This is a genomic window from Pseudomonas knackmussii B13, assembly GCF_000689415.1.
Classification (GTDB): domain Bacteria; phylum Pseudomonadota; class Gammaproteobacteria; order Pseudomonadales; family Pseudomonadaceae; genus Pseudomonas; species Pseudomonas knackmussii.
The window spans coordinates 3,760,084-3,774,089 of the sequence record NZ_HG322950.1; the positions used below are offsets into that span (position 1 = coordinate 3,760,084).

The 14,006-nt window shown below is 60.2% G+C and carries 11 protein-coding genes and 3 pseudogenes; 11 read left to right on the plus strand and 3 right to left on the minus strand.

The genetic code is table 11. The features are described 5' to 3' along the window. The first annotated feature begins 64 nt into the window (after nt 1–64). Entirely contained in the window at nt 65–1,912 is a 1,848-nt protein-coding gene (mobH, locus tag PKB_RS17675; RefSeq protein WP_011489317.1) for a MobH family relaxase, read from the plus strand. Nucleotides 1,913–2,193: 281 nt separating this feature from the next. Continuing rightward, nucleotides 2,194–2,397 (plus strand): annotated as a pseudogene (locus PKB_RS29205) (DUF3363 domain-containing protein); the annotation flags it as partial. Nucleotides 2,398–2,426: 29 nt separating this feature from the next. Here the strand turns inward: PKB_RS29205 and PKB_RS29210 are convergent. Next, nucleotides 2,427–3,068 carry an AraC family transcriptional regulator gene (locus PKB_RS29210; protein ID WP_197539222.1) on the minus strand — a complete coding sequence of 214 codons (642 nt, stop codon included), beginning with the start codon at nt 3,066–3,068 and terminating at the stop codon, nt 2,427–2,429. Between the two features lie 272 nt (nt 3,069–3,340). Here PKB_RS29210 and PKB_RS17680 point away from each other — a divergent pair, with 272 nt between their 5' ends. The 5 genes and pseudogenes from PKB_RS17680 to PKB_RS17695 all read left to right on the plus strand — a co-directional run bounded on the left by PKB_RS17680 (nt 3,341) and on the right by PKB_RS17695 (nt 5,837). Continuing rightward, nucleotides 3,341–4,522, plus strand: a complete 1,182-nt coding sequence (locus PKB_RS17680; protein ID WP_038457537.1) for an MFS transporter — start codon at nt 3,341–3,343, stop codon at nt 4,520–4,522. A gap of 8 nt (nt 4,523–4,530) precedes the next feature. After that, nucleotides 4,531–4,710, plus strand: a pseudogene (locus tag PKB_RS29215) (LysR family transcriptional regulator); the annotation flags it as partial. A 74-nt stretch (nt 4,711–4,784) separates the two neighbouring features. Beyond that, nucleotides 4,785–5,042, plus strand: coding sequence for a MarR family winged helix-turn-helix transcriptional regulator (locus tag PKB_RS17685; RefSeq protein ID WP_233518771.1), 258 nt, complete (start codon nt 4,785–4,787; stop codon nt 5,040–5,042). A 99-nt stretch (nt 5,043–5,141) separates the two neighbouring features. Further along, nucleotides 5,142–5,375: pseudogene (locus PKB_RS17690) on the plus strand (IS3 family transposase); the annotation flags it as partial. 78 nt (nt 5,376–5,453) lie between these two features. Continuing rightward, complete coding sequence (locus PKB_RS17695) at nt 5,454–5,837, plus strand: NAD(P)/FAD-dependent oxidoreductase (protein WP_020205778.1); 384 nt, start codon at nt 5,454–5,456, stop codon at nt 5,835–5,837. Nucleotides 5,838–6,015: 178 nt separating this feature from the next. On the opposite strand, the gene PKB_RS17700 is transcribed toward PKB_RS17695, so the two are convergent. Next, nucleotides 6,016–6,972 carry an AraC-like ligand-binding domain-containing protein gene (locus PKB_RS17700; protein WP_020205777.1) on the minus strand — a complete coding sequence of 319 codons (957 nt, stop codon included), beginning with the start codon at nt 6,970–6,972 and terminating at the stop codon, nt 6,016–6,018. 212 nt (nt 6,973–7,184) lie between these two features. Between PKB_RS17700 and PKB_RS17705 the strand changes: the two genes are divergently transcribed. Genes PKB_RS17705 through PKB_RS17720 form a run of 4 tightly spaced genes read left to right on the plus strand, consistent with a single transcriptional unit; the run spans nt 7,185 to nt 12,292 of the window. Then, complete coding sequence (locus PKB_RS17705) at nt 7,185–8,765, plus strand: class I adenylate-forming enzyme family protein (RefSeq protein WP_011489321.1); 1,581 nt, start codon at nt 7,185–7,187, stop codon at nt 8,763–8,765. 1 nt (nt 8,766) lies between these two features. Further along, nucleotides 8,767–10,179 (plus strand): class I adenylate-forming enzyme family protein, encoded by a 1,413-nt coding sequence (locus PKB_RS17710; RefSeq protein WP_011489322.1) that lies wholly within the window; start codon nt 8,767–8,769, stop codon nt 10,177–10,179. A 55-nt stretch (nt 10,180–10,234) separates the two neighbouring features. Beyond that, on the plus strand, nt 10,235–11,230 hold the full coding sequence (locus tag PKB_RS17715; protein WP_011489323.1) for a carbon-nitrogen hydrolase family protein: 996 nt from the start codon (nt 10,235–10,237) through the stop codon (nt 11,228–11,230). 45 nt (nt 11,231–11,275) lie between these two features. Next, nucleotides 11,276–12,292 (plus strand): PD40 domain-containing protein, encoded by a 1,017-nt coding sequence (locus tag PKB_RS17720; RefSeq protein WP_038457528.1) that lies wholly within the window; start codon nt 11,276–11,278, stop codon nt 12,290–12,292. Between the two features lie 494 nt (nt 12,293–12,786). Here PKB_RS17720 and PKB_RS17730 read toward each other — a convergent pair whose 3' ends face one another. After that, a complete protein-coding gene (locus PKB_RS17730; RefSeq protein WP_038457526.1) occupies nt 12,787–13,968 on the minus strand; it encodes a patatin-like phospholipase family protein in 1,182 nt (393 codons plus the stop codon). Between the last annotated feature and the right edge of the window lie 38 nt (nt 13,969–14,006).

A 14,006-nucleotide genomic window follows, 5' to 3' on the forward strand; every position in this document is an offset into this window, starting at 1 on the left:
GGGGAAAGGCCCTACCTCGAAAAGGCAAAAGGCCTCCCGGTCGGCCCGCCACTAGGACACCCACATGCTCTCTCTGTTCCAGCGAAAACGGCCCGTGGTCGCTTCTGCTCCGTCGCCAGCGCCCTCCAACGACCTCCCGAAAGGGCGGCTGCGGCCCGAGTCGGCCGCCTCGCTGCTGGCGACACCGCGCCGGCAGAAGCTACTGGAACACATCTGGCAGCGCACGTCGCTGTCGCGCAAGCAGTTCGCCACCCTCTATCGCGCACCGCTGGAGCGCTACGCCGAGCTGGTCCAGCGGTTTCCCGCCTCGGAGGCCCATCACCATGCGTACCCCGGCGGCATGCTGGACCACGGACTGGAGATCGTTGCCTACGCCCTCAAGCTGCGTCAATCGCACCTGCTCCCGGCCGGCAGCACCCCGGAGGACCAGGCCGCGCAATCCGAAGCCTGGACCGCCGCCGTCGCCTACGCGGCCTTGCTGCACGACGTCGGCAAGCTCGCCGTCGATCTCCACGTCGAGCTGGCCGACGGCAGCACGTGGCACCCTTGGCACGGCCCCCTGCGCCAGCCGTACCGCTTCCGCTACCGCGAGGACCGCGAGTACCGCCTCCATAGCGCCGCAACGGGCTTGCTCTACCGCCAACTGCTGGACGCCCAGCTTCTGGACTGGCTCAGTGGCTACCCCGCCCTTTGGGGGCCGTTGCTCTACGTCCTGGCTGGCCAGTACGAGCACGCCGGGGTGCTGGGCGAGCTGGTCGTGCAGGCCGACCGCGCCTCCGTCGCCCAAGAGCTGGGCGGCGATCCGGCGCGCGCCATGGCCGCGCCCAAGCATGCGCTACAGCGCAAACTGCTGGACGGGTTGCGCTATCTGCTCAAGGAAGAGTTGAAGCTGAACCAGCCCGAGGCCTCTGATGGCTGGCTCACCGAGGACGCACTATGGCTGGTGAGCAAGACGGTTTCCGACAAGCTGCGCGCGCATCTGCTGTCCCAAGGTATTGACGGCATTCCCGCGAACAACACCGCCGTGTTCAACGTGCTGCAGGATCACGGCATGTTGCATCCCACGACGGACGGCAAAGCAGTCTGGCGCGCGACCGTGACCAGCGCGACCGGGTGGTCCCACTCGTTCACTCTGTTGCGCCTCGCTCCCGCGCTGATATGGGAACCAGGCGAACGGCCCGTTCCTTTCGCTGGGACGGTGGCGATCGACGCCGTACCCAACGATAAGTCGGTCGCCCAGCCGGCAGCCGTCGCGGAAACGACCCAGGAAGGCCAAGAAGCGCCACCATGGGAAAGCAGCAGCGTCGCGGTACCGTCGCCCGCGACTCAAACAGTACCCGACGTGTTGGAGGACATGCTGGCGATGGTGGGAATGGGCAATTCGTCCGGCACGCAGCAGGATGAGGAGGCCACCTCGCATGCGGCCGACGCAACACCATCCGAAGCCCCTATGCCAGCGATGGCTGCAGCTTCACCACCATCGCCTGTGCCCCCGGCTGCGCCATCGTCCGCTACTGCGCAGCCATCCGGCGAGCATTTCATGGCATGGCTGAAGCAGGGAATCGTTTCGCGCCGGCTCATCATCAATGATGCGAAAGCGCTCGTGCATACCGTGAGCGACACGGCTTACCTGGTCAGCCCAGGCGTGTTCCAGCGATACGCACGAGAGCACCCGCAGGTAGGCATGCTTGCTAAGCAAGAGAGCCAGCAGGATTGGCAATGGGTGCAAAAGCGTTTCGAGAAATTGCAGTTGCACCGCAAACACATCAATGGCCTAAACGTCTGGGCGTGCTCCGTTACAGGATCGCGCAAGTCACGCCAGTTGCACGGCTATCTCCTTCGTGATCCGCTGCCCTTATTCGGCAAAGTACCGCCGAATAATCCTTACTTGTCAATCTTGCAAAGCATTTAGCGCGCAACAAGGAACAAATACGGTCTGCAACCCATGGAAGCGAATGAGATAAAGCAGCGGGTCAGACGAGGAATAGATATCTTCATGAAAATATATGGGAAGCACGATGAGGATTAACCATTTCCTGCGCACTGTTTCACCGTCCAACAGGCCTAGCTGACTAATGTGCTGGGCCAGGGGTATTTGTTGATTGTGCGACCGACGCACGAGTGTTGGTTCAGGGCGATGGATACGTCGGCTGAGCACGTCGAAGCAGTGTTCTGTCGGTTCACGGTTGAGCCGACGGCAGGCCGGTGCTCTCAATTTTTTTTGACCATTTTCACGACTTGAGCCGGCGTTATGCCGTCCTCGATGACGGCATGGAATTCAGCCTGGTGCCTTGGCGACCGGTGATTGAACAGCGGCTGGGGCAGCGGATCGTCGCGACGGCGCGTGGTGGCGGTGTGTCGTGGAAGATCGGGCGGCAGCGATCCTCCCAATCGTAGATACTTGGCTTGCTTAGTCTCGGCGTTTTTTATTTAGGCTCTGGTCTTGTAAAACGGCTGGGGGATTTGCCGAATAGCTGTTTAAAGGCATGAGTAAATGCCGAAGGCGTGGAATAGCCAATTGTTAATGCCACCTCTGTCACTGTAATGTCTGACCTCAACATTTCAAGCGAGCCAAGAAGCCGCATGCGTTGTCGCCATGTGTGATACGGCAAACCCGTAGCCCGCAGGAAATGTCGAGTAAATGTACGTGACGACATGCGAGCAAGACCTGCGGACTCATCGAGTGTATGGGCTAGATGTGGGGCGCTCTGAATTGTCAAGCAAACTTCAAGTAGTCTAGGTTCAGTAGGGAACGGCAGATTAAACGGGGCATCCGGCAGCGATTGCAACGAATCTAGCAGCACTTTAACCTTTCGTCCGTCTGCACCGTCTTCATCATACTTAACAGGTATAGATGTACAGCCGTGATGGATGAATGCACGGACAAACTCATCCACCATTACCACCCGTGGCTCTTGATCTTGTATGGCTACAGCAGTTGGTTCGATATACAAACTTTCCAACTCGACCTCTTCGCCAATCCATAGGGTATGAACACAGCCAGGAGGTATCCACACTCCGTAGTCGGGCGGCAATGTCAATGTAGTCGCCCCCGCTTGCACCTGCATCAGGCCATTTCGGGCGAATAGAAATTGCCACCAGACATGCTCGTGGCCCTGGACACAGGTTCCCCCCTTGAGGCTATATGCACGAAAATACACATGCCGAGGCAACTCCTTCAGCGAAGAGGTGCAGGCAAGACACCAATCCCGATTGTGGATTCTAGCCATCACGATCTAATCTCCGTTGGCAGCTACTCGATATATGTTGGCATTGTATCGAAAGCGCGCCTGGGATGCGACCGATATCCTATCGTTATTTAGTGCTAGGAATTAATCGCATGAAATATAAGCTGTTGCTGCCCTGGTTGATGGTGTTTGGTGCAGGCCTTTGCCTGCGTACCGGTATCTCGTCACTTTCCCCGGTGCTTGATAAAATCCAGCAGGAACTTGTCATCAGCAGTAGCTCCCTGGGCCTGTTGACTGCCATCCCGGTTGTCTGCATGGGTGTGTTGTCACCGCTCGGCCATGCCTTCGATCGCCATCTTGGTCTAAAAAAGTCCATGATTGTGGCGCTCGCCGTGCTAACGATAGGCTTGGCACTTCGCCTTCATGCAGAAACTTATGGCCTTCTCCTTCTGACCGCAGCATTGGTCGGTGTTGGTGACGCCATCATTCGGCCACTGTTGAGCGGCTTCATTAAAGAGACCTTTCACAATAAAACACATGCGGCTATGGGGCTGTATGCCACAGCAATGGGTGTCGGTTCTGCCGCTGCTGCATACGCAACACCATTCCTGTCTAGCGGCACTGAGAGTTGGCAAGGCGGCCTAGCATTTTGGGCAATCCCTGCGGCTGTAGCCGGCGTGTTGTGGGCCATGTGGCCAGGTGCTGCACATGAAGCTGCCCATGTGCAACATGGGCACAAGCATGGGCTAAATCGGCTGGAAGTAGCGGCATTGACGCTGTTCTTCGGTTTGCAGGCCGGCATCAACTACACGATTGTTGCGTGGCTGCCTAGCCTGTACCTTGCCTCGGGATTCTCCCAGCACGCGAGCAGCGCATTGATCGCACTGTTCCTAATACTACAGACATCGACTAGCCTGTTTTTTCCTGTTGTCATGCGAACCCTGCGTGCGGGCGTTGCCGGTGCAATGGTCACTTTCACCGCCTTGGCTATCGCTGGCTTCTTTATGCTGTGGTGGCTTCCACAGACAGTTTGGGGAGCGGCCGTGCTTCTTGGCGTTGCGACAGGTGGCTTATTCCCAATTGCGTTGCTTCTCCCGCTTGAATTTTCTTCGTCCCGCAGTGAAGCAACACGCCTAAGTGGCTTGACACAATCTGGGGGCTACCTGATAGCTGGTGTAACGCCGTGGATTGCCGGTATAGCGGCGGATCATATGGGCGCTGTCCGTGGTATTGCGTCGCAGAGCCTGCTTATGGGTATCGTGCTGATCGTCGTGGTCGGACAGGTGCGAGCATCCTATCGTCGCCATACAAAATACATCCGTGAAAAAGCGTAGGTGCCACTATAGAACTGCGGTATTTGCGCTGCTTTCTAGCTGTAGCCGAAAGACTGCATTTCGCGCAAGCGGCCGAACGACTGCACATCGAACAGTCGCCGCTGTCGCGTGCAATCAAGGAACTAGAGGACGAACCGGGCGCACAGTTATTCATTCATACCAGCCGCACCACGGCCTGTTGCCGCAGCAGTTATTAGGCAAGTCGTTGGCAGTCGATTCATCTTCGGTGACGAGGCTGTTAGATCGGCTTGAGAAGAAGGGCATGAGCCAGAGAGCGGCGCAAGAGCGCGCCGATCGCCCGCACGATCGAAGAGTGATCGAAATTGTTCTGACTGAGCGCGGAAACAAGGCGATAGACGAGTTGAAGTCTCATTGGCGCTCCGCGCTTGCGGAATTGACGGAGGCGCTCAAACAAAGCGAGATACATGCCTTATTGCGCCTGCCGCAATTGTGCAATCAGGACGCGCTTCAACTTGACCTCGATAGCAAACCGTTGTCCCTCACAGAACCACGGCCGTGAAACGGGAATCGGGGCCGCTTCATGGTGCTATATACATGGGCACGTAGCCTCACAGCTCATCGCTCCCTGAACAAGGGCGTGGTCAATTGACGGCTTACGATTCGTTCGATGTCACGCAAAGGGTGCTCGCCTGACAACGCCGCCTGCGAGGGCTTCTTCGGCAGGCTGAAGACGGAAATGTTCTACCCTCGAGACGGGAAAGCCGCGAGCATCGAGCAGTTCACCCAGGCCCTGGACGCATACATCCGCTGGTACAACGAGAAACGGATCAAGATCTCACTGGGCGCTCTCAGCCCTGTTGAATATCGCAAGAGCCTGGGGCTCATGGCATAACCAGTCCAAGAAATCCGCCGCACCCCCGGTGGCTCAGATTTACTTCGGCGCGGACACTTTGGGCAAGGACAACGCAAGATGCGCTACGACTTCATTCCCACGGCCGTTTTCACGGACCCCAGCATCGGAACCGTGGGATACAGCGAGGCGCAGGCGCGCGAAGAATTCGGGGAAGTGGCGGTGTATCGAAGCGCGTTCAGGCCGCTCAAGCACACTCTGTCGGGCAGCACCGAGCGCGCCCTGGTCAAGTTGGTGGTAGATACCGCCAGCGACCGCGTCGTAGGCCTGCATATTGTTGGCCAGGACGCAGGCGAGATTGTGCAGGGGTTCGCAGTGGCCATAAAGGCCGGGGCTACCAAAGCCGTATTTGACAGCACTATCGGCATCCATCCGACTTTGGCTGAAGAGATCGTGACACTGCGCAATCCGGTCGCGAGTCCGGCAAGCGCCCTTGACATTTAACCTGCCGGCACTCGCACCTGAGCCGAGCTCACGCTCGAGCTGGCGCAAGAGCGTCGCCCGCAGCACTCACTTGGAGGCCGCGACGCGACCCCGATGCAGACCTACTAGGCGGCGCACGCATTTTTCTGACGCCGTTATCGCTCGTTTGCAGCGCTGCGAGCACCGGGCTGGAGTCGTGCTACGGTCTCCGACCAATCCGGTATGAGCGCGGCGAAATGCCGAACATCCGCTTGAATGCGCGGCTGAAGTAGGCGTTATTCCAGAAACCCCATCGCATCGCGATCCCGGCCACGGACAGCGACGAGTGCATCGCATTGCCGAGGTCCTCTTTGCACCGCAGAAGACGCCGATGGGTGACGTAGGTCGACACTCCCAGTTCCTCGGCGCTGAAGAGCCCATGCAGCGTGCGTACCGACATTCCGTTGGCCGATGCAATCGCATGCGGGTCGAGCCTCGGGTTGGCCAGGTTCAACTCAATGTACGATTTCACCCTGAGCAGCCGGAGTTCGCGCTCGTTGGCCTCATCGGTTCGAAGCTCGAGCAACTCGGAAACCATCGAGGTTGCCAGATGGACTGCGACGCTGCCAAGCGATGTCCTGGCAATCACTCCGGAAGACGTATGGCCGCTGCGGACCTCCTCGATCAAGGACGCCAGCAACTTACCCGCGCCTGACACTGCGTCGAACGGCCTGCCCGCAACATCCGAAAGCCTGCTCCCAGCAAACGCAAGACTTGCGTGCGGCAACTGCAGCACATGCAGGTCGAAGTCCTCGTCGAACTCAAGCTCGAAGGGATAGTTCGAGTCGTAGAGCACGAACTGCATCGGTGCAACCTGGACAGTTCGGCCGTGCTGGCTGACTTTCCATCGGGCTTTGGGCGCAAAGCCGAACATCAGGCATTCATCGCTCGACAGGCGGATCAGTGCGCTGGTTCTCGCCACGCGCTGTGGCGAAGCGCGAACAACCGTAAGCTCCGCCTCGCCCAGTCGCTCGTTGTGCAGGCTTGCTCGGAACTCGCCTGCACGGGGAGGCTGCACGCTCGACGGGATGAACGTACTCGAAACGACCTCGTTCCAGTACGGGAGGCGATCCGCCATCGCCATCCCGTCCGTGGTGAAGCAGGAGCTCGTCTGCATATTGCACTCCAGGACAAGAAACGCTGCGCTAGGAGGAAAACTTTTGTGGCTTTTGCATCCTACATTGCGATGCCCGCAGCGACACATAGGTCTTGCACGGGGTCCCGCATGTCCGTCGGGCGCCTGAACGCAGACACATGCCGAAGTGCAGAGGCATCGGCGTCAGTCGTAGCGAAAACGGCAAATAGGACGAACTACCACGAGAGGAAGACATGAAGATCGAGCCGGGACTGGCCATCGCGACTGCGGCAACGCAGTATGCCGAACGCACCGCACTGGTGACGGACGACGGACAGGAAACATACTTTGAACTCAACAGGCAGGCGAACAAGGCTGGTTCCGCAATCGCTGATCGACTAAAAATCCCGCGGGGCAGCGCCATCGGGGTTTTGTCGTACAACCGAAGGGAAATTGTTCACTGCTGGCTCGGTTTCGACAAGTTCGGATTTCCTCGCGTCGCCTTGCATGCGCATCTCCCGATCCAGACTCACATCGCGACTTTACGTGCCGCGAAGGCGCGGGTTCTGGTGTTCGATGTGCGGTTCGCGCAGGCGATCGCCGAGCATCTCGACGCGCTCAAGGCCCTCCATCTGGTCGGCATCGGTGCAGAACACGAGGTGCCTGGATGGGCGACTCCCTTTGCCACTCTGCTAGATCAAGCGAGTGACGAGGAGCCGCACTTCGAGGTGGACGATGACGCTCCCTACTATCTTCAGCCGACGAGCGGCACTACTGGCATGCCCAAGCTCTGGGAAATGTCCCACCGCGCATGGCTGGCGATGGTCTCGCAGAATCTGGAGCACCTGGACTCCTTTGGTCCCAACGCGGGCTCTCTCTCCAAGGACGACGTGTGCCTGCATTTCCATTCTCTGCAATGGTGCAGCGGTGCACACAATCTCTACCCGCACCTCGTCCGGGGAGCCCGGAACGTGATACTGGACGACGAGCGGTTCGATCCAGGGAGGGTGGTCGATGCAATCGTGCGACACGGGGTCACCAATGCCTTCGTGCCAGGCCCCCTGCTACCTCAGCTCCTCGACGAAATCGAATCGCGCGGCGGCATCGAGCACTGCCTGCGCAGGCTGATCGTCTTCTTTGCCACGCCCGAGCTGCTGCAACGGACCAGCCGGTTGCTGGGCGACGTGTGGTGCCATGCGTACGGTGTCACTGAGATGGGAGGCGTCGCGACGCGGTTGCTGTGGAGCGATGTAGAGGACGATGAACGCCGCTGGGGAAGCATCGGCCGACCCGCGTCGTTCCTATTTCAGCTGGACGTCGTCAATGATCTCGGCGAACGGCAGGCGCCGGGCGAAGTTGGCGAGATCCGCGCACGCAGTCCAATGTCTCGCGGTCGTTACGTAGACCGGCTGGATCTTTCAGCACTCGACGCCAATGACTGGTTCAAACCCCGCGATTTGGCCTACATGGACGAGTGTGGTTTCGCCTACTACGTCGATCGCTGCACCGACGTCATCAACATCAACGGCCGCACCGTCTACCCACATACGGTCGAAGAACAGATCCTTGCGCACCCGAGCGTGCGGCAGTGCGGCGTCGTCGCGGTGCGCATCGGCGGGGTGGATCGCCTGGTGGCGGGCGTCGCGCTGCGTCCCGGCGCCGAATCCGGCGACGCCATGGCAGCCGAAATCCGTCTTGCCGGTTGTAAGAGACTAAAGCCCCACGAGACACTGCACGCCGTGTTCATCCTGGACGAGCTGCCGACCGTGCTCTCCGGCGCGAAGGTTAGACGCGCCGACCTGCAGGCGCAGCTCACGGCACGGCATGCGGGTTGACATGCAGCTGATCGCAGGACAGCTCACCCACCATGGATTGATGCGCGCAGGCCACCAGCGCATCCTCTCTAGAGTTGATGGCAGCGGAAAGACGGGTTTCGAACTGGCTGCGGTCGTGGCTGCATTGGCTGGCAATCTGGCAGAGCGTGGCCTGCGCCGGAAGCGCATCGGCCTTTGGTATTCGAACAGCATCGCTGCCGTCGAAGCATTTCTCGCCGTGGAGTGGCTGGGGGCGGTCCGCGTAGCCGCCGATCCCGCCCTAGCGGTGGACGAAGCGCGCAAGCTCTTTCTGGCGGCAGGGGTCGACCGCATCGTCGCCGATCCGGAGCACGCAGATCTGCTCGGAGGCGATGCGCTGGTGCACAGCGACGCAACGCCACTGGAGGGGACGGCTCTCTCGCCCGGTGAGTGGGTTCGCGACGAACCTGCCGTCGTCTACCCAAGGCAGATCACAAACGGCGAGCTGGTGGCTGTCACGATGTCGTACCGGAACTGGGCTGCATCGCTGACGACGAGCATGCGTCTATTCATGACGGGCGCATACGGCGCTCCCGTTAGCGGCGACGACCACTTTCTTACGACCCAGCAGATCATTCATGGGACTTGTCAGATCGGGACATTTCCTTTCATCGCCATGGGCCTGCCGCAAGTCGTACTCCCTCGCTTCGATGTCGCCACCGTCTTGCGGGCGATCTCGGATCACAAAGTGACTTCCGTGGTGTTGATCTCAGAAATGGTCAAGCGGATCAGTGCCGCTGAAGGCGTGGACATGTACCCGCTGCACCGTCTTCGTCGGGTCGTCTATGGCGGTGCACCTCTGGGCGTCGATGAGTTGCAGATAGCGATCGATGCGTTCGGGCCTTCGCTGCACCAGATCTATGGTCGCATGGAAGCAGGCTGGCCCTTGTCGATCCTGCGTGGGGACGAGCTTTGCCACGACGGCAGATTGCGCGAAGACCGAATGAACAGCTGCGGACGCCCGATCGCCGGCATCGAAGTCACCGTCGGCGGACATCATGACGGCCCAGCCGAAGGGGAACTGTGCGTTCGTGCCGATACCGTCGTCAAGGAGTTCGCCGACAACGACGGCTGGTGCCACACAGGCGACATCGTCCGTCGAGACGGCGACGGGTTCCTGTTCCATTTGGGACGATCTGATCGCCAGATCAATTGCGCTGGATACCACATCTATCCCGAGGAGATCGAAGAGGCTCTCATGGCAATTCCCGGGATTCGTCAGGCACGCGTTACAGGCGAGGACATGCCACCTTGGGGCATCACGCTGGTTGCTGAACTGGTGACCGAGGACTCGCAAGCCTCCGACGAGGAATGGACGCAGCGCATTCGCGCCGAACTCGGGATGCGCCTTGCCAAATTCAAGGTCCCCCGCGTTGTTCGAGTGCTCTCCGCCTGATCAACGCCAGCCGCGGCTGTAGCGGAACTCCATTTACTTCAGATAGGACATCTAGATGACAACTTCTGAAATTGCCAAGTACAAGGTCGCCGCCGTTCAGGCGGCCCCAGAGTTTCTTAATTTGGACAAGGGCGTCGAGAAGGCGGTCCGCCTTATTGAAGAAGCCGCGAAAAACGGCGCCAAGCTGATTGCGTTTCCCGAGGTCTGGCTTCCGGGGTACCCGTGGTGGATCTGGCTCGACTCGCCTGCATGGGGCATGCAGTTTGTCCAGAGGCATTTCGAGAATGCCCTGTTGGTGGGAAGTCCGCAGTGGGAACGCCTATGCGCTGCTGCTGCCGAGCACAGGATATTCGTTGTCCTCGGGTTCTGCGAGCGTCAGGACGGTACGCTGTACATTGCTCAAGCCATCATCGACGATGAAGGGCGAGTCGTGAGCACCCGTCGAAAGCTCAAGCCAACGCATGCCGAAAGGACTGTCTACGGCGAGGGCGATGGAAGCCATCTTTCGGTGCATCAAACGAGCATCGGCCGCATTGGCGCACTGTCTTGCGCCGAGCACATTCAACCGCTCAGCAAGTACGCCATGTATTCGCAGAATGAGCAGATCCATGTGGCGGCTTGGCCGAGCTTTTCAGTCTACAGAGGGGCAGCCTTTCAGCTGAGCCCGGAAGCCAATCTGGCTGCAAGCCAAGTGTATGCGCTCGAGGGCGGCTGCTATGTGCTGGCTCCTTGCGCGTTGGTGTCCAAGGAAATGCTGGAGATGCTGGCTGACACGCCGCAGAAACGGCAGCTGCTGCTTGAAGGTGGGGGATTCGCGCAGATCTTCGGTCCGGACGCCAAGCCGCTGTGCGAGCCGTTTCCGGAGACGCAAGAGGGCTTGCTCTACGCCGATGTAGATCTTGGCTTCATCGGCGTGGCCAAGGCGGCATATGACCCCACCGGACACTATTCCCGCCCCGATGTCGTTCGGCTGCTGTGGAATTCGAAGCCGGCGACCCGCGTTCACAGCTTCCAGGCCGACCCCACCGAATACAACACCCAAGGCGAATGAGTGAATTTACCGAGAAAGGAGACATCCGTGTCCGCGAGAACAATCTTGTCTATTCTCAAGTCCCGTCCTGCGGCCGCGGCCTTTGGCCTCGTGGCGCTTGCGCTCACCACTCAAGCACAGGTACATGCCGAGCGCATCGCACCCAATCCAGGTTCCGCCAATAGCGTCTGGATGGTCAAGAACGCCGGCGCACCGATCAACACCGAGTACCACGACGGCTGGGCCACGATCACGGGTGACGGACTGACCTTGTACTTCTCGTCGAATCGGCCAGGCGGCGTGGCGCCCGCGAACGCGGAGGACGGATGGTACATGGGCAAGGACGGCACACCAACGCGCTATAGCGTGTACGTAAGCCACCGCGCAACACGCAGTTCTCCTTGGGGCGATCCGAAGTTGCTGCCCAGGGGCGTGAACAGCGGCTATGCGGATCACAGCGCGCTCCAATCCGATGATGGTCATTGGCTGTTCTTCGCAAGCGATCGGCCCGGGGGGTGCGGTGGACTCGATCTGTATGCCAGCTACCGTAGAAACATCAGAGACGACATGGCATGGGAGCAGCCAGTCAATCTCGGTTGCGAGAACGATGGCGGGCCGAACAGTTCAGGAATCGATTCCTGCCCCAACTACGACGGAAAGGCCAACATCTACTTCACTTCTGCGAAGGATGCGAACCCGGTCAATCTCGATTTCAAGGTCACCCGCTTCGACCGACTCACCCGCAAGGCAGGCGCTGCGAGAATCCTGCCGAACAGCATCCCGGACATGGATGGTCACATTGACCCCAAGCATCGCTATGTGTGGGCGATCTACCCGGACGGCGTTGGCGGCAGCGACATCTGGCAATTTGAGGCTGGTGCGAATGCCAGGGACCCGTCGCAATGGAAGAAGCCTATCAAGCCTCTGCCCTCGCTGATCAACACCAAGTATGAAGATCAAATGCCAGCAGTCACTGGGGACGGCGAGATTCTGACTTTCGTGTCTGATCGTCCTGGTGGCAAGGGCGGCCTGGACATCTATGAAGTCGTTCGCGCGCGCGAAGACCGCAGAACGGCAAAATAAGAGCGAACCAAGACCCCGCGAGGCCAGTGCCGCGCTGCGCGGGTAAGCGGCAATGCTTCCGAGTTGCTCAGCGAGGCGGCGCCGCGGAACTTCCCGTGCTAGACGTCGTGCGTAGCGCCTTGCCGCCATACCGCCCGCGCTGGCCGGTGCGCGCCTCCAGGTCGTCCAGCAGCGCCCGCTGCGCGGCGCTGTTGTGACGCCGCTCCAAGTATGCAGCGGAGAGCCACATACCGGTGCATCCATAGCCCCGCAACACCGCGTCAGTTCGCCTTGGTCCCTCTGCGGCTGCACCACCAGCGAGGGCACATAGATCACGCCAAAGCCATGCGCCTGGATCAGCGGCGGACCTTCGGACGCTTCCTTGCGGCTACGCACGGGCACGTCGATCGGAAATCCCTTGCCCTCGAAGCGCCATATGGGGTGCGTTCCACTGCGCGAATGGTCTGCCAACGCCTTTCCTGGAAGTGCCTCGGCTTGGGGGTGAAGCGCACGCCTCAAAGCCACCCGAAGAAATCACAGACTGCCTGCCGTTGTGCCAACGTGTCGCGCTCACCCAGCGCCATTACCTCCTGGGTGAAAGGAGCCTCGAACAACAGGTAGCTCGCCAGAGCGGAACCGCTCAGGTCACTGCTCGCGCTGGACGAACCCACGCCGCGCAACAGCGCGCGCACCGTTCGCGGCAGGTACTTCTGGTGCCGAGCCGCGATGTCGTCAATGCGCTCGCTTGGCGCGATCACCAGCGCCTTCACCGACCGCAGTGAGGTGGCCAGGCGCTGCCCCAGCGTCATCATTTCCAGGGTACGGTTGACGCGCTCCATACGCTCGATGTCCACCGCGAGCGAATCGAGAAAGACGTTCGACAGCACGTGCCCACCAACTTGAGCCAGTGTCGGGTAACCGCCATCACGCACGATTCGCCCACGCGGTTCATGCAGCCGACCGGCACCAACGATGAGCATACGCTGCGCACCGAGATGGATCGCCGGCGAGATCGGTGAGGTTTGCCGCATCGAGCCGTCGCCGTACCAGCCGGCGTGCTCCGCATGCTCGATACGCTGTGCTGGAAATACGAAGGGGATCGCCGCCGAAGCGAGCAGGTGCTCCAGCCCCAGTCGCATGGGTACGGCCAGCCGCTGCGAGCGTTCATAGCCCGTCATGTCGCCGGTGGCCTCAAAGAAGGTGAGGTGTTCGCCGCTGGTGTAGCTGGACGCGCCTAGCGCCAGCGCGTGCAGATGACGCTCGGCCAGCATGCGCGGTAGCAGTTCCAGCGGCGCCCAATGTCGCAGCAGTTCGGCCAAAGGTTCATTGTCCAGCAGCGAACGTGGCCCTTCTTTGCGCCAGCGCGCCAACATCCAGCCTACCGAAATCGCGCTCAGCCACTGTGCACCGCTGCGGGCGATACCAAGCGCATCGGTGCGATACACCTGATCAGCGCGAAAGTTTCGCCAAACTGCGGCGATTGTCTCCACGCCCGCATCAAAGGAGTCTGCCCGGCAGGCTAAAGCGGCGGCATTGATTGCACCTGCCGAAGTACCGCATAGGATGCCGAATGGGTTCGGAGCCCCGTCGCCCAGACGTTCGCGGCGCAATCTCACCAGACCCTGCAACACGCCAACCTGGTAGGCAGCGCGTGCACCGCCACCGGACAGAACGAGCGCCGTCTTCTCGGCGCTCATGGCGGGCCTAGTATGTGCCACCGCAGGCACCCGAGTAT